This window comes from Rahnella perminowiae (assembly GCF_019049695.1).
Classification (GTDB): Bacteria; Pseudomonadota; Gammaproteobacteria; order Enterobacterales; family Enterobacteriaceae; genus Rahnella; species Rahnella perminowiae.
Genome location: NZ_JAFMOT010000183.1, coordinates 1 through 24,678, shown reverse-complemented (window position 1 = coordinate 24,678; position 24,678 = coordinate 1). Strand labels below are relative to the sequence as shown.

Here is a 24,678-nt window from a genome sequence, read left to right as displayed (position 1 = left end):
CGGGTGAGCTGAACAGAGTAAGCTCCGTCTGTGCTGACTGTCGCCTGTCGCCACACTGGCGGCGTATAGCGTTCTTTGCGGAGAAACATTCATGGCCGACTCTCAAGATGCTTCCCTTCTGTACCTGCATTTTGGTACACCACGCCCTTATTGGCGACTGGGTTCAGACAGCAATGCCCTTGAGTTATCTGCAGAGAAAGGCGTCGTCAATATTACTATCCCCCTGACACAATGGCAGGCCGGGAAAATAAGGCAACTGACCGGAATCACCTCAAGTTTTACGCTGGATATCACCCTGTTCGGATCACCTGTATGTCTGTATCTTGTCGGGCGCAAAACCGACAGCAAAGCCTGGGCCGGTACGGCCTCCGCCTATCAGGACACCGCGTCTGTCGCCCATGATCTTGAAGTCGGTCTGACCTTTGCTGAACAGGTGGTTTCCGAAGCCAATTCCGTGATTGTCATTATCGATCAGGAAGGCAAAGTCCACCGTTTTAACCGTCTGAGCGAGGAATATACCGGCCTGCGCGAAGAAGATGTTATCGGGCGAAGCGCCTATGACTTATTCATGTCCATGGAAGAAGGTCTGGCTTCACGCCAGAACATCACGGGTTTTTTCCAGCATCAGCAGTCTTACGAAGTGGAACGCTGGATCAACACTGTCAAGGGCCAGCGCCTGTTCCTGTTTCGTAATAAATTCGTCCACAGCGGCAGCGGCAAACAACAAAAATATTTGATTTGCTCCGGCTCTGACATCACAGACGAACGTAAGGCGCAGGAGCGTTTACGCGTGCTGGCAAACACCGATCTGGTCACCGGTTTCGCTAACCGTAATGCCTTGCAGGAATCCCTTGCCAGAGCACTTCTCGATCGTGGTGAAAACAAAGTCGGGCTGATTTATCTGGATCTGGATAACTTCAAAAAAGTTAACGATGCCTACGGACATATGTTTGGTGATCATCTGCTGCGGGCTGTCTCTGACGCCATTCAGGATTGCCTGTCGCCCAACGATAAACTGGCGCGACTCGGTGGCGATGAATTTATTATTCTCAGCACCCATGCTGAGATAAAAATGCTGGAAGCACTGAGTCAGCGGGTGCTGCGCAGGCTCAGTTTGCCGTTCCGTATCGGACTGATTGAAGTGTACACCGCCTGTTCAGCCGGTATTGCGATTTGCCCGGAACACGGTACTGACGGCGACACACTGTTACAAAACGCCGATACCGCCATGTACGCGGCCAAGGAAAAAGGCAAAAATGTACACTGTGTATTCTCATCAGGCATGAATGAAAAAGCCTCTGAATACATGTGGTTAGATACACACTTACGCAAAGCCCTGTCTGAGAAAGACCAGCTGGTTTTATACTATCAGCCAAAAGTGTCGCTTTACGGCAACGTGCAAAGCGTGGAAGCGCTGCTGCGCTGGAATTCTCCGGAACGCGGCCTGATCCAGCCTCAGAGCTTTATTTCCTATGCCGAAGAATCGGGGCTCATCACGCCAATCGGTAAATGGGTGATTGAAACGGCAACCCGTCAGGCCACTGAATGGCAGAAAAAAGGGCTAAATTTGCGTGTGGCGGTAAACCTTTCCGGACGCCAGCTCAACAACGGTTCATTCATCACCACATTGTCGGATGCCATGAAAAATGCAGGTATGAAAGGCTGTCTGCTGGATTTCGAACTGACAGAAAGCTGCCTGGTGGAAGACGAAAGTGCAGCAGTCGCCATGATTAACCAGTTGCATAAACTGGGCGCGCAGGTGCATCTGGATGATTTCGGCACCGGCTATTCTTCACTGTCACAACTGGCGAGGATCCCCCTTGACTGCATAAAACTGGATCAAAGCTTTATCCGTGGCATCAATGACAATACGGTGTCTCAGGCACTGGTGCGGGCGATTGTGGCGGTGGCAAAAACGCTGCAACTGACGGTGGTCGCGGAGGGGGTGGAAACGGCGGAAGAAGAAAAGTTGATTGACGAAATCGGTGTGGACAGCAAACAGGGCTTTTTGTACGCCAAGCCAATGCCCGCGAATGAGCTGGAGCACTGGCTTGAGGAAAAAACAGGTGCTTCACCCCATATTTTTAAACATAAAGCAAAACAGAAATAGCGCCAGTGACGGGCTGTCTCTGTTGCTAGCCGGTTTTACGCAATGATGCCGTATGCCGGTTTTGCAGCATGACCAGACGCTCCATATAACTCAGATCTTTCTCCTCCAGAGTAAATGCGGCATCCACCCAATCCTCTGTAATATCCATCAGTTCTGAACGTGATAATTGCAATACACGCTGGCGTGCGCGGATCATTGCCCGGATACCGTTGAGCTTTGGCCGCAAAACATCCATAAACGTACGCGTGGCGTTGAAGGCTTCCCCCGGCTGGAATAACACATCCACCAGTCCGCGGCTTTCAAACCATTCGGCAGTATGCGACTCGCCGGTGGAAATCAGTTCCTCCGCCAGCTTCATCCCCGCCTTACGTGACACCAGTGAGTAACCGCCCATTCCCGGGAAAAGGTTAAACGCGATCTCGGGGAACCCCATCCGGGCCGTATTCTGCGCCAGCACATAATGGTGCGCCAGCGCGGCTTCAAAGCCACCGCCAAGGGCTGTACCTTCGATCATCGACAAACTGATCGCTCCCACGTCAAATCCGCGCGCAGCAGCGTGTACGCAGTCCACACAGGATCTGGCGTAAGCACGTAACGTCTCGCGTTTGTTATTGACGATGGATTCCACAAAGAAACTCAGATCACCTCCCACATTGTACATATTGGGCACCAAAGAGCCGGTAACCCAAAAATCAAAACGCAGCCCCGACGCTTTTGCGGCATAAGTCAGCGTCATGATGTCTTCAATGAGTTCATGATTAAAACAGGGGCGTGGATAAGACCTGAGCATCATCCACATGACATTACGACCTTCTTCATAATAGGCTGCAATCTGGGACAAATGCCCGGCTTCGGTGAACGGGCGGCAGGCTGTATGGTCAATAAGATTCATAATATATATCCAGGTTAGAAATGAATTTTTAGGGTGAAGCAGCTCCAGCCTAGTCCAGCTCTAACCCGAACTGAATCGATTCGATATCGTTTTATAAAAATAATCCTAACACGCACAAATCCCTAAAAAAATGTTAAAAATAAATGACCTGCAATAAGACGCATACTGTGTAAAAACAAAGAAATAACTATTTCACCTGTCATGTTGTGCTGTTTTCCGCCCTCAAAAATTATCGCTGCTCATGAATAAACGGCGATAAATAATAGGCATCATCGTTAATTCATTCCCAGCAGATTGCGCACAGTGATACATATCACAGTCATTACACACTGACTTTCCAATTACTCTGCCAGCAGCTAAATTGAATTCATCTCATCCGACCACTTAAGAGAATTCCATGACTGAACGCGCTTCGCTGTTTTATCCGCACCTGCTGGCGCCGCTGGATTTAGGTTTTACACAACTGAAAAATCGCGTGCTGATGGGTTCTATGCACACCGGACTGGAAGAACTGGAGGACGGGCCTGAACGTCTGGCGGCCTTTTATGCCGAACGCGCCGCCGCCGGGGTTGGGCTTATTGTCACCGGCGGCATCTCCCCTAACGCAGAAGGCGTGGTGTATCAGGGCGGCTCCGTTCTCGCCGAACAGGAACACATCACGCATCACCGTATAGTGACTGACGCGGTTCATGCTGCTGGCGGTAAAATCGCGCTACAGATCCTTCACGCGGGCCGCTACAGCTATCAGCCACACCCCGTTGCCCCCTCAGCCCTTCAGGCACCGATCAACCGTTTTACGCCGCATGCACTGAGTGAAGAGGAAATCGAATCCACGCTGGCGGATTTCGCCCGCTGCGCACGGCTGGCGAAAGAATCGGGTTATGACGGTGTGGAAATCATGGGGTCAGAAGGCTATCTGATTAATCAGTTTCTCGCCGCGCGCACCAACCAGCGCACAGACCGCTGGGGCGGTTCTGCTGATAACCGGATGCGGTTTGCCACCGAAGCCGTGCGCCGCGTACGTGAAACCTGCGGCCGGGAATTCATCATTATTTATCGATTATCCATGCTGGACCTGGTCGAGGAAGGCTCGGACTGGCAGGAAGTCGAAACACTGGCGCAGCGCATCGAACAGGCGGGGGCGAGCATGATCAATACCGGCATCGGCTGGCATGAAGCGCGTATTCCGACCATTGCCACCATGGTGCCACGCGCGGCGTTCAGTTGGGTGACGCAAAAACTGATGGGCAAAGTCGGGATCCCGCTGATCACCACCAACCGTATTAATGACCCTGAGGTCGCGGAGAAAATCCTCGCCGAAGGCTGTGCGGATATGGTTTCGATGGCGCGCCCGTTCCTTGCCGATCCGGCGTTTGTCGAAAAGGCCGCGCAGGGACGGGCTGATGAAATCAACACCTGCATCGGCTGTAATCAGGCCTGTCTCGATCAGATCTTCGCAGGGGAAGTTACCTCGTGTCTGGTGAATCCGCGCGCCTGTCGGGAAACGCAGTTACCGGTCACCCGCGCGCTAATCACCCGGCGTCTGGCCGTGGTAGGCTCAGGGCCTGCCGGACTGGCGTTTGCCACCACCGCCGCCAGCCGCGGGCATCACGTCACGTTATTTGAGGCACACAATGAAATCGGCGGGCAGTTTAATATCGCCAAACAGATCCCCGGTAAAGAAGAGTTTTATCAGACGCTGCGTTATTACGCGCGTCAGCTGACATTACTGGGCGTGACACTGCGTCTGGGGGAAACCGTGAATGCCAGCCAGCTCACCGGCTACGACGATGTGATCCTCGCCTGCGGTATTTCACCGCGCCTGCCGGATATTGCCGGTATTGATCACCCGAGTGTGCTGACCTATCTGGACGTGCTGCGGGATAAAAAACCGGTCGGGCAGCGTGTCGCGATTATTGGCGCGGGCGGTATTGGTTTTGATACCGCCGAATATCTGAGCCACAGCGGCCCGTCGTCGAGTCTCAGCCCTCAGGCTTTCAGCCACGAATGGGGAATCGACCAGAGCCTGACACATCGCGGAGGGCTGGCACCGCAAGGACCACAGCCGGAACCCGCGGCGCGGGACATCGTGCTGCTGCAACGCAAAACCACTAAAGTTGGCGCAGGGCTGGGAAAAACCACCGGCTGGATCCACCGCACCAGTCTGCTGCAACGTGGCGTGAAAATGCAAAGCGGTGTCAGTTATGAACGCATTGACGATGCCGGGCTGCATCTGATGATGAACGGCGAACCGGTGTGTCTGGAAGTGGATAACATTATTATCTGCGCCGGGCAGGAACCGCAGCGCGCACTGTATCAGCCGCTGCAGGCGGCCGGTCAAACCGTACATCTGATTGGCGGCGCAGACGTGGCCGTCGAACTCGATGCCCGCCGCGCTATCGATCAGGGCACGCGGCTGGCACTGAAAATTTAGGCACTGGCAGACGAAAAAAAGCCGCGATCAGCGCAATGCCGATCAGCGGCTTTTTCATATCCACGGGCAAAAACATTCAAACATAATTATTCCGGATGTTTAAAACGCTGACTTAATTCTATTAACGCGTTTCTATTAACAGTCTAAAAAAAATTAAAAATCATGATAAAAACATCACGAAATACCAAAATAATTTATCCTGTATTTACTAACCCGGTTACCGCCCTATAATTTAAATCATTCATCCAGCGAATGTAAACATTAAAAATTATTGGATTGAAAATTATAAAGACTGTACTAATTATCTGAAAATCAGCACACTTGTGTGACTGAAAAATTTCACGCACAAGCCTGAATGACAAAACAATATCGCCACAAGCCACGTCAGAAGGGGCCTGAACGTAAACAACCTCCCTGCAACCCCCTGAACATTCAGGAATTAAATTAAACAGGCCATATTCATTTTTATATCCCTCCCTGTTGTGTCGTTATAAGCTTAATCCCTGACGCGTTAATTTTATTGCCGGTTTTATTTTTAACCTCACGGACATATTCACTCATGACGTCTATTGATGGATTGCTTCAGGGCACCTGGTTACTGGTTATATCGCTAAGACGAAACGATCAGCCGACAGGGGAGCCTTTTTATCAGCAGGGCATTATTCAGGTTGATGCGGTACGTAAAGCCCTTAAAGACCAAAATATCTCGGTTGAGAATATTGATCATATCACTTACACACAGTGTGCTTTGCTTGATGAATCCGCTTCAGGAAATACCAGTCAACGTGTCGCCTGGCAGAATCAGCCCCTGCAAGTTCGTTTCTTTCAGACATTCCAGGCTGGCGAAGAACTGTATGAACGCATTCGTCAGGTACTGCAGCAGCCTTCGCCCGATATCCGCGTCCTGACGTGTTTTCAACGTGCACTGGCGCTCGGATTTCAGGGCATCTATCGCGATAAGTCAGCACCTGCCCGTCAGGTACTTCTCAATGAACTCAACGAGTTAGTTCCTGGCTTTGATTTCCCTCTGAATACGCCGGTAATCATAAACCGCCACTTTATCAGGCACGGTGGCTGGTTGCGTTCTCCCCGGTTAATCGGATGTGGACTGCTGCTGATAGCGCTGCTTCTGAGCGTAGGGCTCAACCTGCAACTGGAACAGTTATTACATCAGTGGCTACCCGACAGATAGGCGGCTGATTTTCACTTTTCCGACGGACCGGAAAATGACCACGAGGTCCGTCACCAGAACACGGAACAGACACGACCTCATGGGCCTTGGTTTACGGCTACGGGCGGTAGCGTGTCGACATCTCACTGAAACGTTTATCACACACAAGGAATTCAGGTATGGATACTGCCTCTTCAACGCCTCTGAACATTGTCAGCTCCCTAAACCGTTATCAGCTCGCCGTCCACAACAGTAGTGCTCCGCTCGATGTTGAATCTTTTGTCGCCAGCGAACATCTGAGCCGGGCCTACCGTTATGTCGTCGACGTCACCAGCGTGATTCAGGACATCGATCCGCAGACTATTCTGATGCAGGACGCCTCGTTCATCATGCAATCTTTACCGGCGACAGCATTCAATATTTTTACGCCCCCGCAGGTACAACGCACGGTGCACGGCGTTATCACTCAGTTTGCCCGCTTGTCAGAATCCCGCGATGAAGCACACTACCGCCTGACCCTTGAGCCACATTTGGTCCTGCTCGACCACACACGCCGCTGCGCCATTTATCAGAACATGTCAGTACCGGAAATCGTTGAAAAAATTTTGCGGGATAATCACCGTTATCAGGGCTGGCAGTTTGAGTTTCGTCTGAGCCAGAGTTATCCGCGTCGTGAGTTAGTCACCCAGTGGCAACTGTCCGATTTCGACTTTATCCGCCGCCTGCTTTCCGAAGTGGGGATCTGGTTTACTTTCGAAATGGACAACCGCCTCAGGGAAGAAGTGGTGATATTTGGCGATGCCCAGCAGTACTACCAGTTTGATGTCAAACTGCCGGTGAAAGATGTCTCGGGCATGAACGATAACGCCGCAGAGTCCGTCTGGTCTTTGTCAGCACTGCATCAGATCGTCGAAAGTGCCGTCAGGGTAAAGGATTACAACTATCGCGATGCAGCAAATACGCTGACGGTGGAAAACAGTGTGGTGTCAGAGGATAAAACCACCACCGGCAATATTTATCACTATGCCGAAGGCTTTCTGAAAACAGGCGGCGTACAGAAACCAGAACCGGACAGCGCCGGGTTTTATGCCTTTCTGCGCCATGAACGTGACCTGAACGATCAGCATCAGCTATGGGGTAAAACCAACGCTACCCGACTTGCACCGGGGCAAATGTTAGAAATCGACGGCATCATTCCGAAGGCCTACGGGAAAGGCATTCTGATCACCGGAACCGTTGCCCGCGCATCACGAAGCACGTCCTATCAGGTGACTTTCACCGGCATTCCATACAGTGAAACCGTCGGATTTCGTCCTGCATTGCGGGCGCGTCCGAAAATAATCGGCACCGTACCGGCACGTATCACCAGTATCAGCCCGAACGACATCTACAGCCATATCGATAAAGATGGCCGCTATCGCCTGAATTTCAACTTTGACCTCGATACCTGGAAAGATGGCTATGAAAGCCCGTGGATACGTCTGGCCCGTGCCTATGCCGGGGATACTTACGGGTTACATCTGGTTTTGCTGGCAGGGACGGAAGTGGCTGTAGCCTTCGACGGCGGGCATCCCGATAAGCCGTATATCGCTCATGCCCTTCACGACTCCCGCCACCCTGATCATGTGACTATTGAAAACTATAAACGAAACGTACTGCGCACCCCGGCAAACAACAAACTCAGGCTCGACGACGAACGCGGTAAAGAGCATGTCAAAGTCGCCACGGAATACGGTAAAAGCCAGGTCAGTATCGGGCACCTGGTGGATAACAAGAAAGAACAGCGTGGTGAAGGGTTCGAACTGCGAACAGATCACTGGGGTGCCATCCGTGCCGCCAAAGGTATTTTTATCAGTGCCGACGGTCAGCTTCAGGCGCAGGGAAAAGTTCTCGATATGCATGAAGCGCTTGACGAACTGGAAGCGGCACATCGTGAAGCGATCAGCCTTCACACCGCCGCGAAAATGGCCAAAGCAGAGCTGGCCGATATCGAAAAACAGGCCAGCCTGATGAATGACACGCTTAAACAATTACAACAGCGCGCCCTGCTTCTCTCTGCACCCGCCGGGATCGCGCAAGTTACCCCAGCCAGCCTGCAACTCTCCGCCGGTGAAAACCTGATTGCCACAGCAGGCAAGAATGCCGATATCAGCATCGCGCAAAAACTGCGTATCGCCTCAGGGGAAATTCTCAGTCTTTTCGCCAAAGCCATGGGCATCAAAATGTTTGCCGCCGCCGGCAGGATACAGATCCAGGCGCAAAGTGATGCACTGGATATGTTCTCGAAGAAAGACATGACGATCGCCAGCAGCGACGGCAAAGTGACTGTTTCAGCCAAAACCGAACTGCTGCTTGAATGCGGTGGCGGTTTTATTCGCATCAAAGGCGGTAACGTGGAAATCGGCGGGCCGGGCAGTGTGTCAGTGAAAAGTGCCACGCTGCAAAAAGTCGGGCCGGACAGCCAGAATGCATCGCTGAAATTACCGGAACACTGCGCTTCGATGATAGACGAAGCGGCGGCGGGTCAGGGACCGACGGTAAGCCTGAGTTAAAGGATGAATGAAATGACGACTCTGGAATATGACAAAGAAAAGGTGTTGTTTGATTACGGCGATACGGCAATTAAACAACAGGCGACAACAATCTTTAACGAACTGAGTGAACATCTGCTCCGAAACGGAGAAAACGTATTTCTGTTGATTGATCCGGCGAAACAGGAACTTAACATTACGTCTCCCTGGCTTATCACCCTGACAGAACGCCGCCCGGAACCCGTCGCCTTGCGGCATGCCTCAATACCACAATCTTATTACCCGTGGCTGATAACACTCGACCTCACCCGGCCAGAGGATCAAACCTTGCTGCAGGAAAGTATCATCCGGTCACTGCAGGAAATCGATCCGGCAAAACTGATGGCCGGTTGCGGTCGCACCCTGTGCGGTTGGCTGACCAGCATGCAGCCTGCCAGCGTTGTTGCCCGTCAGTTAGGCAGTACTGCAGTACAAAAGCTGAAGGAAGGCGGCAATATTTTGCTGCGTTACTTTGATCCGGCAGTGAATAACACGCTATGGCCGCACCTGAGTAGTTTCCAGCAACAGCGCATGTTGGGCATCCTGTCAGGGTGGCATTTCCCGGACGGCGACGGCCGGCTTGTTTCCCGCCGACACACCACATCCCCGCAACCTTTGCTGACCTTCTCCCTGGCCTTGCAGGAAAATGACAATGCAATGCTGGAACGCGTTGGGATCATTAATCAGGCGCTCAGGCAATACCGCGATCTGACCAGGCACGATTCACGCAGGAGCGAGGCTGCATTACGAAGCATGGCAGAACTCGCGTTGCAACGCATTGCCCATTCGCCCGTCATTACCACCGTTGATGAACGCGCATTATTTGCCTTTCACGTCCTGCGCTATCACCCGCACATCGATCTGAGCCCTGAGTTTCAATATCTGCTATCCACAGAGACTCAGCCGGTCGATATACGCTATCGCCAGCGCATTTGCGCACTCACATCACAGGACTGGCAGCGGCTGGCGGATGAATGTCAGCACTTAACTGCCGCCACGCACAAAAACAAGGAGCTGTTGTCATGAGTCAGCCTGAAGTCGTAATTTGTCCCCGCTGTCAGCCGGGCGGCCCGGCCATCCTGCCGGTGCGTTATGCCCCGATACCGGACTCACTCTCCCCTAAACTGCCGGGATGGGCTAAACCTGAAATCGATTTCCCTAAAACCACCGGTTATGACTACGGTTTACGCGCCATGCGCGCCGGTTTTTTATACGTCTGGTACGAAGCCGATGCACATTGGGAAACCTGGAGCATCACGCCAGATGGCGGACTGTGGAAGCAAAATGATGCCCTTTCCGCACAGCCCAAATACACGTCGGATTGCGAAAGAGGTTTCCATAAATCCGCCAATATTGAATTCATTGTGCTGGATAAGCTGGCTCTCACCAGCACGCTCTGGCTGGCTTATACACCGGCTAAATGGAACCCGGCCCTGCTGGACATTTATGCCACTGATGCCGGTAAACGAAAGGCGCGTATGCAGCAGGTAGAACCCTGGCAATGGAACGCTCCGGAAGAGGAAAAGGGCATTGCACAGGCCACGCAGGCGCCCCTGCAAACCGTACTTGATTATCAGCCGCCGGGGCCTGCCTGTCCCGCCGGGAAGTTACCTTTTTCCACTGATATTTCCCGTATCAGCAACATTTCCAGTATCAGCGACATACCCGACCCCTCGCCGTTTTACACTTTTGCGGCCGATGCTGTTCGTCCGCGCACCACGCTTTACCCCTGGAGCACTGAACGTGCCGGAAAAGAAAGTGTGACCCTGACCGCTTTAGCATCGCGCGGCACGTTACCCGACGGCACGCCGGTAAAACCGCTTATCATGGCAGTCAATGACCCGATTGGCATCGCGCATGAGCTGACCGGCTGGTGTGATGACATGACGCTGATGCATAAACGCTACCGCGATGAGCTGGGCGTGGAGTTTGCGACCTATTACGATATCAAAGGGCTGGAGCGGGTCATCAGACAGGCTGAAGAACAGCAGTTTGACCAGACCTTCCCGGAGAAGGCTTCACGGCACAGTATTGAAACGGTGCTGAACGGGGCCGGATTCGACCTGAAGGGGACGACGCCCTCCTATGAAGAACTGGAAAAAATATACGCAGAAAGCCGGGCGAAATGGAAACTCAATGCAGTGAACAAAGCCTGGCAGAAATACGCGGATAAGTTTGAACAGCGCTGGATCACGGATTTTGAAATCGCTTACGGGGAACTGACCCGTACCGTAGAGGAAAAAACAGGCATCCTTATCGGGCTGCGCCTGCTGTGGTTACAGCATCCTCTGTTTATTGCCTGCATTGACGATTTCAACTCTGACCTGACTCAGGACCACCTTAATTACCGGGAAATGGTCGGTTATGCGCTGGCGTCGATAAATCTGAGTGAGACGGGAAAGGCGCAGATTAATACGTGGGCCGACAGCTATTCCACGCTGGACAATAAGAACCTGCTCTGGCGCTATCAGTTTTTTAACAGCCCGGCGGTCATGACCTCCGTTAATCCGCTACTGGCACAGATAAAAAGCCAGAAAGCGCCCTCGGCAGGTGAGCAAATAAAAACAGATACGCAGTTTATCCTCAATAATCTGGGAGTTTATGCTGACGCCGTGGACAGGGCATTAACCGCCATGATGTCATCCGGTCAGGCGCAATCCCTGACACAAAGGATTATGGGGTTTGGTGACCGCGCCCTCACAACCATGACCAATCAGGTACTGGCCGGCACCGTGGTGGATACCTTTCAGGGAAAAGCGCTCAGGGCATTATTTCTTTTGGATTCCGGCGTTGCAAAAGACCAGCTAGTCAAAATGATGAATGACGCAATCGCCCATCCTGCGGGAGAGAGTATATTCACGGCTGAGGCGAGGGAGAATATACAGAAGATCCGTGATAATAAATTGAGTCAGATTGATAAAAACCTCGACCGTTTAGAAGAGTTCAAGAGAAGGTATAATAAATTAAATGAAACGATTGTGGGTAAAGAAAGCATCAAATTATTTCGTGTGAAATCTTTGGGTGTTATATTTTTTTCCGTACTTGCTTTAAGTCTTTCCGAAAGTAGCAAAGGTTCTATCGAAGATAGAATAGCACTAAGTATCCCTATTTTATTTGCAGGGAGTTCACTGGCAGGAATGATAGAAGAAGCCTACAAAAGTGTTATTACTAGCGAGATTAAAGCAAATACCTGGAAAATGAGAGCAGCCTCACTGGGGAGTGTTGCTGCCGGACTCACAGTTATTATGGATATTAGCGATATGTTTGAAAAAGTCCAAAAGAAAGGTTGGGTTTCATGGTCAGTCGTTCTTTCATTTGCAAAGTTTTCTTCAGATACAGCATTTGCTCTCAGTACGATCAATGACATTTTGCTCAGTAAGAACAAAATACTGGCTGCGATGGGCAAACAAGGACTTAAGTTTACACTTTTATCGACAGCTACTGAAGGAATAGGATTAGGAGTGACAAGACTAGTTGGGTTTATGTCAACCTGGCAGGTGATGGTTGCTATCGTTTTTGCCCAAATGCTATACGAAATGTGGACTGATAATGAAATTCAGGACTGGTGTGAACAAACCGTGTTCGGAACAAAATCAAATAATCATAATACAATGTATTTAACTGCATACGACATATCTGCGTTAGTACAAAAACAGGAAGAATTATTACATACTGCTATGCAGATAGTATTTAACCTACCTCTTTCTGAAGAAGAAATTAAAAAAGCAGAAGACGAGAGAAGAAAACGCCAACAGGATATTAACACCCATTTTCGACTGAAATATTGACAGGATACTTCCATGGAAAAAGAAACAGATGAGCAACTAGTCAACTACACTAGTTGCCTAAGAAGCGAATATAGAGATCTAGAACGACTTGAAGTATCACTCGATTGCCTAGATATTTACATCGAACATAGATCTGAAAAAATTAACGAGTACGATGAAATGAAAAATCCAATCCAGGAAGAAGAGTCTTCGCCGGAAGCATATAAGAGAATGTTTATAGATGAAACACGCCTAAGTGTTATCAGGGCAGAGGAATACCTAAAGCAAGTTCAGGCAGAAATTAATTCTTTCCCTACTCCCCCTGAACTCCCCCCAACAAAGCAATTAATCAAAATCAGCGGCATAGTCGAAGAACTCTCAATTAAAAAGGTCATTGGTTACTTTGATTTCAGTGAATACAGCACCGAGAAAGCGCGTGCCGAAGAGAAAATTAAACGAGATAACGAGGGCGCCTCACTTTTATTACTGTTACAGTTTTTTGCCGGGGATGCGCCTCATGCGCGGTTTAATGATGGCAGGAGAAAAGAATCGCAATGTAATTATGTCACAGGGAGAGTGGATGGCAAAGCCTTCTCAGGATGGTTACGCCATACCAACATGCAGGTAGGAGACTATGTAGAAATAGCTGCCATGCCGGAAAATAATGAATATCGTATATACGCTGTTGCTAACCCAAAGACACAGATAATTTCGACCACACAAAATTGTCACTTTGGCAGAAAGTACTCAAACGTTAAAGAATTTACAGTCTTAACCGGGATTTTTTATACGTCAATATTTATATTCTTGTGTCTCCTCGAATTTCCAACTTTAGAGAAATTTTTCTATGCCTTATTGACCATATTTTTTCTCACATTCACAACCACTTTCTTTATAACCAGAGGAATAAAAAATGAAAATCGTGCTCCAGGTGAATTATTCGAGAAAATTTGCAACGTATTAGAAATCTCTAACGGTGAAACACTTAATCTTGCAAAATACTCCAGACATAAGATTAAAAAAATAAAAAAAACCAACAACCAATCAGGATATGAAAAGGTACCATCTGCAATTATACAAACATTAGACAAAGGAAGCTTTGATGTTTTCTATTACCCAGAAAAAGATAATGCCAATCAATAGCAATTTGACATCACCATGTCAATGTAATTGATAAAGGACAAATTAATGGAAAAAGAAACAGATGAGCAGCTATATAACTACACCAGCTGCCTGAGAAGTGAATTTAAAGATCCCGACAGACTAGAAGGATGTTACGCCAGTTTAAACATTTATATTGCCAGTCGAACTGAATCGATAAATGAATATGACGAGACATATCATTCATCAAATGCTACAGAATCCTGTGAAGAGAGGCAAAACAGGGAGTATATCGATACACTGCGTGAACGTGTTATCAGAGCAAAAGAATATCTGCGACAAGTAGAAGCGGAGAAAAATAGCTTCCCTCCCTTACCTGAACTGCCCCCGACAAAGCAATTAATTAAAATCAGTGGCATTGTCGAAGAGCTCTCAGTCAAAAAGGTCATTGGTTACTTTGAGTTCAGTGAATACAGCACCGAGAAAGCGCGGACCGAAGAGAAAATTAAACGGGATAACGAGGGTGCCTCGCTTTTATTACTGTTACAGTTTTTTGCCGGGGATGCGCCTCATGCACGGTTTAATGATGGCAAGAGAAAAGAATCACGATGTATTTATGTTGAAGGAAAAGTCAATGGGAAAGTCTTCTCGGGATGGTTGCATCAGACCAATGTACAGGTTGGTGATTATGTTGAAATAGCCGCCATGCCGGAAGATGGTAAATATAAAATGTACGCAATCGCTAACCCACAGACACAAATAATATCAACTACTATAAATTGTTATTGTGGTAGAAATTACTCACATACAAAAGGATTTATAATGTTTACAGGGATTTGCTACACTTCAATTTTCCTGTTTACTTGTCTATTTGAATTCCCAACATTGGAACGTATTCTATACGCAACTTTGGTCATATTCATCCTAACTACTATCACCACTTATTTTATCACCAGAGGTATAAAAAATGAAAATCGTGCCCCAGGTGAATTATTTGAAAGAATCTGTACTGTTTTAGAAATTCCAAATAGTGATGTGCTAAATCTAGCTGTATATACTGATATTAAAATTGAAAACATGATAAAAAAAGGCGAGCCAACTACATCAAAAAACAATACAGACCCATTACCTAAAGCATCAAAAAATGGAGGTAATGATATGTATTACTACCCTACAAGTACAACTAACAGTTTATTAATAATTTAAATCTAAACGACATTCAACCTGCTTCTATCAAAAAAAACGCAGCGCAAGAGGAAATAAAACCCCCAAAGTATATTTATAATAATTATCGACTGAAATATTGACAGGATACTTCCATGGAAAAAGAAACAGATGAGCAGCTATATAACTATACCAGTTGCCTGAGAAGCGAATTTAAAGATCCAGACAGATTAGAAGGATGTTTCGCCAGTTTAAACATTTATATTGCCAGTCGAACTGAATCGATAAATGAATATGACGAGACATATCATTCATCAAATGCTACAGAATCCAGTGAAGAGAGGCAAAACAGGGAGTATATCGATACCCTCCGACAACGTGTTCTCAGGGCAAAAGAATACCTCCGGCAAGTAGAAGCGGAGAAAAATAGCTTCCCTCCCTTACCTGAACTGCCGCCAACCAAACCTCTAATCAAAATCAGCGGCATTGTCGAAGAGCTCTCAGTCAAAAAGGTCATTGGTTACTTTGACTTCAGTGAATACAGTACCGAAAAAGCCCGCGCCGAAGAGAAAATAAAACGCGATAACGAGGGGGCCTCACTTTTAGTACTGTTACAGTTTTTTTCCGGGGATGCGCCTCATGCGCGGTTTAATGATGGCAAGAGAAAAGAGTCACAATGTATTTATGTTGAAGGAAAAGTTGACGGTAAATTATTCTCAGGCTGGCTTAAGCAAACCAATATTCAGGTAGGTGATTATGTAGAAATGGCAGCTATGCCAGAAGATGATGGCTTTAAAATCTATGCTGCGGCTAAACCCCAACTGGAAACAATATCGGTCACTACCGGATGTTATGCCGGAAAAAATCGATTTAGCATCAGATATGTTATAAAAGGCACTGGGATTTTCTTTTTCTTTATGGTGTTTATTTACGCATCTTTTGCCTCCCTGAGCCTCGAGGAATGGGGATATGCCGTGCTGATTTACCTGTCCCTTACTGGAGGATTCTCTTTCGTTTTATTCCGGGGGTTGAATAACGATGCTCGAGCACCTGGCGATCTCTTTGAAAGAATTTGTGCGGCATTAAACATACCTAATGGAAATACTTTAGATCTAGATAAATTCACCAGAGAGAAAATAAAATATAAACAAGAAAAAGGTGAATGGATTAAACCTGAAAAAGGGATTGTTTCAACACCTCAAATAATAATACAAGGTGGTTTCGATGTTTACTATTACCCCGTAAAAGATAACCTCACTTAAAATCAGGTAACTTTGATGTTCATTACTACCCCTAAAAAAACCTGACAACTGTTAACACTTTACCCTTTCTGATCCCCAACATTTAAACAGAGAAAATATTATGCAAAAAGGAATTATACGGCTGGGCGATAAACTGACCAGCGGTGGCGTTGTGATGTCTGCTTCATCCACCATGATTATTGAAGGCATTGTTGCCGCGTTAATTGGCGATGTCGTCATTTGTCCCCTTTTAGGTCATGGCGTCAATCGTATTGTGAGTACCACACCCACATGGCTCTCAGACGGCAAACAAGTGGCTTTCGATCAAGCCGTCTGTGCCTGTGGCTGCAAAGTACTGAGCAGCCTGCCCACTACCTATATTGAAGGATAAGGATAATGTCCTGGGATATTCCGCTGCCGTATGTTGTTAAACATCCGGCACCTCTTCAGTGGAACGGATGGTGGCGTGGTCTTTCCCTGCTGGTGATGCTTTGCATTGGTGCCGGGTGTAGCTTGTGGTACTGGCTTAAAGATCCGCGGATTTTATTGCTGACCTTTGGCGCAGTGATTACCGTCACCGTGCTGTTTCTGGGTATTGCCGGCTGGCGATTGTTCAGTTACGGCGTTAATGCGGAACACGCCGAAAGCATGGAGCAGCAAAATGAATGGCATCAGGAAAAATGGCAGGTATGGGCACAATCAGGTCTGAATATCGTGGATTTCAGCTACATATTCCCCGCCGAAATCCCGCACCCTTTTGAACACCGGACACTAGTGAACAATGAAGTGGCTTTCTCACTGCCATCGCGCCCTCCCCTTTTGTATCTGTTCGAAGAATTACTGGCTCCCTTAGCCGCTTCCCTCAGGATGCTACGGAACCCGCTTGACGTTTATTTACCCTGCAACGATGACGAAGCGGCCCGGTGGGCCTTTGCCCAGACATGGGAAAAACTGGGTTTATCACTTTCAGCAGTCTCTGATTTCTTCAGTGGTGCCGTGACAAAGCCCTGGGCTGATCAGACGACGCAGTGGCTAAATGACGGTAATAACGACGCTAAATTACTGATATTTTTCCAGTGGCCAGAAAATGATGAACCCCGGATCCACACCGACGGTGCTATCGCATGGTTAATTGCTGCCAATGGGTCAGATTCGGTGAGGTCACGCTGTCGCCTGCACCGGCCTGTGACAGGCACAGCAGAGGAAGCTGAACATAACGCCGGTTTGTTCCTGAAATATCAGGCACCGGCGATAAGCGTTTCAGACCAGTGGTACAACCAAACCGCTATTGCCGCACAGAATACCCTGACGCTTAAACGCTGCAGGCAACTGCGTGTGCAAAATCCGGCATCCAATCCCCCTGTGCCAGAACAACAGTTCATCCCGTACTGGCTGGGAAAACCCGGCCCTGCCACTGACTATTTTACGATAACCCTCATGATGCTGATGGCCGAATACCGTTACGCACCGCAATCATTGGTTCTGTCGCAGGCTGACGCTTTGGTATTTGCGACTGTCTCTCCCGGAGAAGACATTTCATGATTAATCCCTTTGCATCCCGCCCTTCCGGAGCCAGTTTGCTGGCGATGGTATTTGGTGCGATTCTCGCCGCGGTTTTGTATTTCTTTAGCGAACGCTGGGGGATCAGCCCGTTGCTGCGCAGTCTGATCTGGGCGCTGGGCATGGCACTGTTATTCGGAGTGATGGCTATTTATCGCAACTCACGTCGGCCCCCTTCCGCCCGGAGCCCCATATCGAAAAAAGAAACGCATTCTGCTGCTGAAGGCGAAACACAATTCCCTTATACAGAAGCGCTTTGTGATTATCTGCGCCACCGTTATGGACGCTTCTGGCGGTCGAAAGTCCGGTTAGTTGTTCTGGTCGGTCAATCCAGGCTGGTGAGGATGATTGCCCCCGAACTGATTTCACAACAGTGGATTGAAGCCGATGGCACCGTACTATTATGGGGCGGTAACATCACCTCAGCATCAGACAGCAACCGTATTTCGGCGCTGCGCAAATTACGCCGCCGCCCGCCTCAGGCCATCGTCTGGGTATGTGATGCCCGTCATCAGCAGGTTTCGCTGACCGACACCGCCGCACGTCAGTTACGTGATCGCGCGAAATTACTCGGCTGGCAGGTTCCCCTCTATGTCTGGCAGATTGAAAATAGCGAATCGCCACCGGCGTCCCGTGAAACCCAACCCATCGGATGCTTGTTAGCCGCAAACAGTACGCCGCAAATGCTGGAAGAAGCGCTGCGGGAACTGACATCACAACTGACGGTACAGGGGACTCAGCAGGTTCTTCAAAAGCCCGCCGACGATTTCATGTTACGCCTCTCACATCAGTTACTGAACGGGGAAATTGCACGCCTGCGCGTAACCCTTACGCCGTTATTATCGGGCCCGTATGCCGCCCCTTTACGCGGTATCATGTTTAGTCAGCCATTACGCTTCGTCGAAGGCGTCGATAAATTTCGCTGGCTGCCTGATGCCAGCTGGAAGGGGATCCTCAATGACTTGTCCTCTGTCCGGGCAAAACGTATAGGCATCCCCTGGGCAAAAGGTCTGCGTTATTCCCTTGCCGGAATATTAATTTTCTGGTGTTTCGCTGCCGTGCTGTCGTTTACGGCTAACCGTGCCGTACTCAGGGAAAGCGTCGACCTCACCGTCAGGGTATCTGCTCCCACTATCCCGCTGGAAAAACGCCTGATGAACCATCAGGAACTGCAACGAAAAATAGGCCAGTTACAATACCGGGCAGTCCACGGCGCGCCCTGGTATTTACGTTTTGGCATGAATCAAAACGAGGCACTTCTTGCCGCGCTGTGGCCGCATTATCTGAAGATTAACAACACATTTATTCGTGACGCCGCCGCAAGCAAACTGACACAACAGATGAACGCATTGCTGAGTCTGCCACCCGATAGTCCGCAGCGCGGCCTGATGGCCCGACAAGCCTATGATCAGCTCAAAGCCTATCTGATGATGGCCCGCCCTGAGAAGATGGACGCGCAATACTTCACCACGACAATGATGAAACAGTGGCCTCAACGCAACGGCGTGAGTGACGCGGTATGGCGTAATTACGGCCCTTCACTGCTGAGCTTTTATGCCCAGAACTTGTCTGCACATCCGCAGTGGAAAATCACGCAAGATGAAGCGATGGTGGGTCAGGTGCGCACCTTGCTGTTACGCCAGATTGGCATGCGAAACGCGGAAGCTTCGCTATATCAGAAGATGCTGCTACAGGTTGCCCGTCACTATGCCGACATGCACCTTGAAGATATGGTGGGTGATACTTCTGCCCGCCCCTTGTTCAGCACCGACAGTGTGGTTCCGGGTATGTTCACCCGCAAGGCCTGGGAAGAGGCGGTACAGCCCGCTATTGATGACGTGGTCAATACCCGCAGGGATGAAATTGACTGGGTGTTAAATGATAACAAGCACCCTGTCAAAGAAGATATCTCACCGCAGGCGCTGAAAGCACGGCTGACTGAGCGCTACTTTGCGGATTTCTCTGGTGCATGGCTCGGTTTTCTGAACAGCATTCACTGGCGTCGTGCTGACACATTATCTGATGCCATCGATCAACTGACGCTGTTGGCTGACATCAGGCAATCTCCGCTGGTCGCCTTGTTAAATACGCTGGATTATCAGGGAAAAACGGGGCGGCAGAACGAAGCATTGACCGAATCACTGGTCAAATCCGCTCAGAACCTGATTCATGCAGATCAAAAACCCGCCATTGATCAGCGGGATAAAAACACGAAGGGACCTCTTGATGATACTTTCGCGCCCTTACTGACATTAATGAACAGCAATGCTGGCGGCGATGGCTATAACTCACTGAGTCTGCAAAGTTTCCTGACCCGGATAACCCGCGTACGTCTCAGGTTACAACAGGTAACCAATACCGCTGATCCGCAGGCAATGACCCAGGCACTGGCGCAAACCGTCTTTCAGGGAAAATCGGTGGATGTCACCGATACCCGCGATTACGGCAGTCTGGTTGCCGCCAGTCTGGGTCAGGAATGGAGCGGATTTGGCCAGGCTATGTTTGTTCAGCCGATGGAACAGGCCTGGCAACAAGTGCTCACCCCCACCGCAGAAAGTATTAATGCACAGTGGCGAAACGCCATTGTTCAGGACTGGAGCGCCGATTTTAATGGCCGTTACCCCTTTGCCCCCGTGCAAAGTGAAGTCTCTCTGGCCTTGATGTCACAATATCTTCGCAACGACACCGGACGTATTGCGCGCTTTATCACCACCAATCTCAATGGCGTGATTAAACGTCAGGGACGTCACTGGGAACCGGACGTTATCAGCGCACAGGGATTACATTTTGACCCGGAATTCCTTCAGGCGCTGAATCAGCTTTCCGAACTTGCCGATGTGGTGTTCACTCATGGCGACGCCAGCCTGCACTTTGAACTGATGGCCAAACCGGCCAAAGACGTGATGCAAACCGAGCTGACCCTCGATCAGCAAAACCTGAAATACTTTAACCAGATGGAAAGCTGGCAGCCCTTCAACTGGCCTGACAGCCAATGGAAACCCCGCGTGACCTTAAGCTGGATAAGCGTCCGGGCAGGCACCCGTCTGTATGCCGATTATCCGGGAAGCTGGGGGTTTATCCGTCTGCTGGAAAAAGCAAAAGTGACGCAAATTGATTCCAGCACCTTCAGACTCGTGTGGAAAGCGCCAGACGGTTTACCTCTTAACTATCTGATGCGAACCGAGGCGGGAGACGGCCCGCTGGCATTACTGGCGCTGAAAGGATTCAAAATGCCGCAGTCGATTTTCCTGCTTCCGCCAGCCACTGCAAATGATGCCGGTGATAACCAATCCGGCTCCGACACACCAGATTAAGGATTCTCATGGAAGATTTAACGTTGCGATATTTCGATGCTGAAATGCGCTATCTGCGGGAAGCCGCCAAGGAGTTTGCCGCAGCACATCCTGACCGCGCAGCTGAAATAGGGCTGATGACGCCTGGCAGTGCTGACGCGTCCGTAGAGCGACTCTTTCAGGGCTTCTCTTTCTCAATGGGACGCCTGCGGGAAAAGCTTGACGATGACCTGCCGGAACTCACCGAAGGCCTGGTCAGTATGCTCTGGCCGCACTATCTGAGAACTATCCCTTCGCTCTCGATAGTGGAACTGGCTCCTGCCTGGCAGGAGATGAAAATGACGGAAACACTTGGGGCGCATTTTGAAGTCATATCGCAGCCCGTTGGCACGGAAGGCCCTCGTTGCCGCTACCGCACTACGCGGGATTTACCACTACAACCTCTGACGCTGTCACACGCCTCGCTGGCAATGGAGCCCGATGGACAGCACATTATCCGTCTGCGTTTTAGCTGCAGTCTGCTGGCGAACTGGCAATGGGTTGACCTCTCATGCCTGTCAGTCTATCTGAATGGCGATGCTCCTTTAGCCTGCGCATTGTTGCTGGCGCTGACGCATCAGGTGAGAAAATGCTACCTGCGCCTGCCCGGACAGGTCGACAGGCAACCGGTCACATTACATTTTAAGGCAGAAGGATTAGGAGAACTGGCCAATCTTTGGGAACGAGGCGACGCGGCCTGTTGCGGCTATCAACAGTTGCTGGAATATTTTACCTTCCGTGAGAAATTTATGTTCGTTGCCCTCTGCGGACTTGAACGGGTAGTACTGCCCGCAACACTGGCAGGGTTTGAAGTGGACATCGTTCTCGACAGCCCCTTCCCCTCTGATTTCTCATTTGATACCAGTCACTTACGACTGCACTGCGTCCCGGTAATTAATCTTTTCTCTCTTGATGCCAAACCGCTGAGCATTTGCAATCAGGAAACCGACTATCTGTTGCAACCTCTGCGCCAGCAGGCGGCCTGTACAGAGATATATTCAGTCGATAGCGTCACTTCATCCCGACGCACGCATGCGCAGGTTTACACCCCTTTTCGTACCTTTCGATACCATGGCGGTACGCTGCGCCGTCACTTACCCGCCCGCTACTATCACACCCGCGTCAAACCGGGCGTTACCGGGCTGCATGAAACCTGGCTGATTTTGGGCGGTGACGGGTTTGAACAGGAACGTCAGATAGCCGAAGAGACGTTGACCTTAAGCCTGACCGGTACAAACGGACAACTGCCCCGCCTGGCACTGCGCAGCACAGTACTGAATGCCACCACACAGGCCCTGCCAGTGCCGCTTAACATACACAATCTTTGCCCCCCGACCATGCCAGCCTATCCGCCAAACCGTGATCGGTTTCACTGGCGGGTTTTAAGCCATCTCGGCACCCATTTTTTATCAATGATGGATAACGCTGAAGTTTTGCGTAACACACTGGCGCTCTATGACTGGACAGAAAGTGAAGATAACCGGCGCCGTCTGGATGCTATCGTGAAGGTCGAACACTTCCGGTTACAACGCTTTGAAAAAGGTTTATTGCTGCGTGGCGTTGACATTGAAGTCACTGTGGAATCGCCGGGGTTTTACGGTGAAGGGGATATTTATCTTTTTGGTGAGGTACTTAACCGCTTCCTGGCTCTTTACGCCGATATTCATTTGTTTAACCGGCTCACGCTTATCGTTCAACCCTCAGGAAAATGCCTGCAATGGAAAGAGAACCACAGCCAGTATATTCCCGGCTGATACGGGATATGGGCGACAAATTGCCTTACACCAACTTTTACCGATTTTGTCAGTTGATTGAACAATCCTCCCCCCGACGCCCGCCGCTTGGCAGTACCAGTTCCCCGAAAGATGATCTGATACGTTTTCGCCCCCATCCGGGCATGGGCTTTCCGGTCAGTGAGTTAAAAGCGCTTGAGTGCGATCGGGATCACCCTGAACATCCTCCCACCGTCAGAACCACTTTCCTGGGATTGTATGGCGTCGACTCCCCTCTGCCCACCAGCTATCTGGATGATATCGCTCAGCGCCGTGAAGGACATGAGGCAGTCGAGGAATTCCTGGATATCTTTAATCACCGCATCATGACCCAGTTCTACCGGGTATGGCGAAAATACTCGTATCCGGCCAGCTTCGAGGCGGGAGGCACCGATGAGACATCACAGCGCCTGCTCGGACTCATTGGTCTGGGCATTCCGGGGACAGCGAAAAACATTGCCACACCGGTGTCCCGTTTTCTGGCATTACTCAGCAATATGCGGATGCCAACCCGTACGGCGGAAGGTGTCATCGCGCTGGTTAATTTGTTGTCTTCGGAGACAACAGCCTGCGTTCGTCCTCACTATCCGCGCACAATTGCCATTAAGCCACTGCGGTTTGGTGATAAAACGCCGCTGGGTTTGCGGCCGGTGCTCGGTAATTGGGCCAAAGAGGTCAACAGTATGTTTGAACTGCAACTCTATACGGAAAATCTGGCAGAGGCGCTGGCGTGGTTGCCGGGAGGTCAGTTATCGGAGGATTTACTCGTTTTGTTACGGGTTTATCTCGGATGGCGGGTTGATGCCCGTATTCTGCTGACGCTGCCGCGTCACATTCTGCCCCCGGCCAGATTGCAAACCTCTTCTGACGGTGGATTCAGAGGGCAACTGGGTTACACCACCGTCATGCGTTCCGCATCATCTGACACCCCCCTGAAGTCCACCATCACCATCCGGTTGAGTGACTATCAAGGGCTGAAGCCCAATTTTAAGACCCGTGAGGTGATAAATGTCTGCTTTTAATTCCCTGTGGCGATATCCGGCAGTGGTAACTTTGACGTTCTTGTCAGGGCTGACCGGCGGATGCGGACTGACACAATCCATTTCGGACGGCACGTCTGCAATGACCCGGGCCATTTTCTATAAGCAAATTAAAACACTGAAGTTGGACTTTATCGCCCGGGCCTCAGTCAATCCCGACGAAGAAGGTGCCTCACTGGCGACTGACGTCTGGATATATCAGCTAAAAGACCGAAAGACCTTTGATCAGACGGATTATCAGACTTTGCTGACACAGGCCAGTACCGTGCTTAAAGACGATATATTGGCGGGGAAAGACATCCGTGTACGCCCGGATGGCGGTGCCACGCTGAATATGCCGATAGAAAAAGAAGCGATGTATGTCGCGGTGGTTGCACATTTCAGAACCCCCGACCTTCAGAAAGGGTCGTGGCGTCTGGTTTTGCAACGGGAAGAACTCATCCCCGATGCACCACTGAAAATAATCCTGGAAAGCAATGTGTTGCAGCTACAAGCAGAAAAAGAATAAAGACCAATATCGGGGA

Annotated in this window: 16 protein-coding genes; 15 read left to right on the top strand and 1 reads right to left on the bottom strand. The window is 49.9% G+C overall.

Going from position 1 to position 24,678, the window contains the following annotated elements; genetic code table 11:
* Positions 1-91 precede the first annotated feature (91 nt).
* Complete coding sequence (pdeR, locus tag J1781_RS17405; RefSeq protein ID WP_129991620.1) at positions 92-2,110, top strand: cyclic di-GMP phosphodiesterase; 2,019 nt, start codon at positions 92-94, stop codon at positions 2,108-2,110.
* A gap of 25 nt (positions 2,111-2,135) precedes the next feature.
* Here pdeR and J1781_RS17400 read toward each other — a convergent pair whose 3' ends face one another.
* Positions 2,136-3,002 carry a crotonase/enoyl-CoA hydratase family protein gene (locus tag J1781_RS17400; protein WP_129954423.1) on the bottom strand — a complete coding sequence of 289 codons (867 nt, stop codon included), beginning with the start codon at positions 3,000-3,002 and terminating at the stop codon, positions 2,136-2,138.
* Positions 3,003-3,399: 397 nt separating this feature from the next.
* Between J1781_RS17400 and J1781_RS17395 the strand changes: the two genes are divergently transcribed.
* The 14 genes from J1781_RS17395 (at position 3,400) to tssJ (ending at position 24,662) form a co-directional block, all read left to right on the top strand.
* Complete coding sequence (locus tag J1781_RS17395; RefSeq protein WP_269154565.1) at positions 3,400-5,436, top strand: NADPH-dependent 2,4-dienoyl-CoA reductase; 2,037 nt, start codon at positions 3,400-3,402, stop codon at positions 5,434-5,436.
* Between the two features lie 559 nt (positions 5,437-5,995).
* Entirely contained in the window at positions 5,996-6,628 is a 633-nt protein-coding gene (gene tssL / locus J1781_RS17390) for a type VI secretion system protein TssL, short form (RefSeq protein ID WP_217233948.1), read from the top strand.
* A 158-nt stretch (positions 6,629-6,786) separates the two neighbouring features.
* Positions 6,787-9,159, top strand: coding sequence for a type VI secretion system Vgr family protein (locus J1781_RS17385; protein WP_217233947.1), 2,373 nt, complete (start codon positions 6,787-6,789; stop codon positions 9,157-9,159).
* Between the two features lie 12 nt (positions 9,160-9,171).
* Positions 9,172-10,203: a DUF4123 domain-containing protein gene (locus J1781_RS17380; protein WP_217233946.1), complete on the top strand. Its 1,032-nt coding sequence runs from the start codon at positions 9,172-9,174 to the stop codon at positions 10,201-10,203.
* The gene (locus J1781_RS17375) at positions 10,152-12,965 is read left to right on the top strand and encodes a T6SS effector BTH_I2691 family protein (RefSeq protein ID WP_331252986.1); all 2,814 of its coding nucleotides are present in this window, start codon (positions 10,152-10,154) and stop codon (positions 12,963-12,965) included. The genes J1781_RS17380 and J1781_RS17375 overlap by 52 nt, the downstream gene beginning before the upstream one ends.
* Positions 12,966-12,977: 12 nt before the next feature.
* Positions 12,978-14,087 carry a putative type VI secretion system effector gene (locus J1781_RS17370; protein WP_217233944.1) on the top strand — a complete coding sequence of 370 codons (1,110 nt, stop codon included), beginning with the start codon at positions 12,978-12,980 and terminating at the stop codon, positions 14,085-14,087.
* A gap of 45 nt (positions 14,088-14,132) precedes the next feature.
* Positions 14,133-15,251, top strand: coding sequence for a putative type VI secretion system effector (locus J1781_RS17365; protein WP_217233943.1), 1,119 nt, complete (start codon positions 14,133-14,135; stop codon positions 15,249-15,251).
* A 113-nt stretch (positions 15,252-15,364) separates the two neighbouring features.
* Positions 15,365-16,471 (top strand): putative type VI secretion system effector, encoded by a 1,107-nt coding sequence (locus J1781_RS17360; protein WP_217233942.1) that lies wholly within the window; start codon positions 15,365-15,367, stop codon positions 16,469-16,471.
* Between the two features lie 100 nt (positions 16,472-16,571).
* A complete protein-coding gene (locus tag J1781_RS17355) occupies positions 16,572-16,841 on the top strand; it encodes a PAAR domain-containing protein (protein WP_217219131.1) in 270 nt (89 codons plus the stop codon).
* 5 nt (positions 16,842-16,846) lie between these two features.
* Positions 16,847-17,992: a KPHS_23130 family T6SS system protein gene (locus J1781_RS17350; RefSeq protein ID WP_217233941.1), complete on the top strand. Its 1,146-nt coding sequence runs from the start codon at positions 16,847-16,849 to the stop codon at positions 17,990-17,992.
* Positions 17,989-21,324 carry an ImcF-related family protein gene (locus tag J1781_RS17345; RefSeq protein WP_217233940.1) on the top strand — a complete coding sequence of 1,112 codons (3,336 nt, stop codon included), beginning with the start codon at positions 17,989-17,991 and terminating at the stop codon, positions 21,322-21,324. Before J1781_RS17350 ends, J1781_RS17345 begins: the two co-directional genes overlap by 4 nt.
* Before the next feature lie 8 nt (positions 21,325-21,332).
* Entirely contained in the window at positions 21,333-23,096 is a 1,764-nt protein-coding gene (gene tssF, locus J1781_RS17340; RefSeq protein ID WP_217233939.1) for a type VI secretion system baseplate subunit TssF, read from the top strand.
* Positions 23,060-24,136 (top strand): type VI secretion system baseplate subunit TssG, encoded by a 1,077-nt coding sequence (tssG, locus tag J1781_RS17335; RefSeq protein ID WP_217219135.1) that lies wholly within the window; start codon positions 23,060-23,062, stop codon positions 24,134-24,136. Before tssF ends, tssG begins: the two co-directional genes overlap by 37 nt.
* A complete protein-coding gene (gene tssJ, locus J1781_RS17330) occupies positions 24,123-24,662 on the top strand; it encodes a type VI secretion system lipoprotein TssJ (protein WP_217219136.1) in 540 nt (179 codons plus the stop codon). Before tssG ends, tssJ begins: the two co-directional genes overlap by 14 nt.
* Positions 24,663-24,678 lie beyond the last annotated feature (16 nt).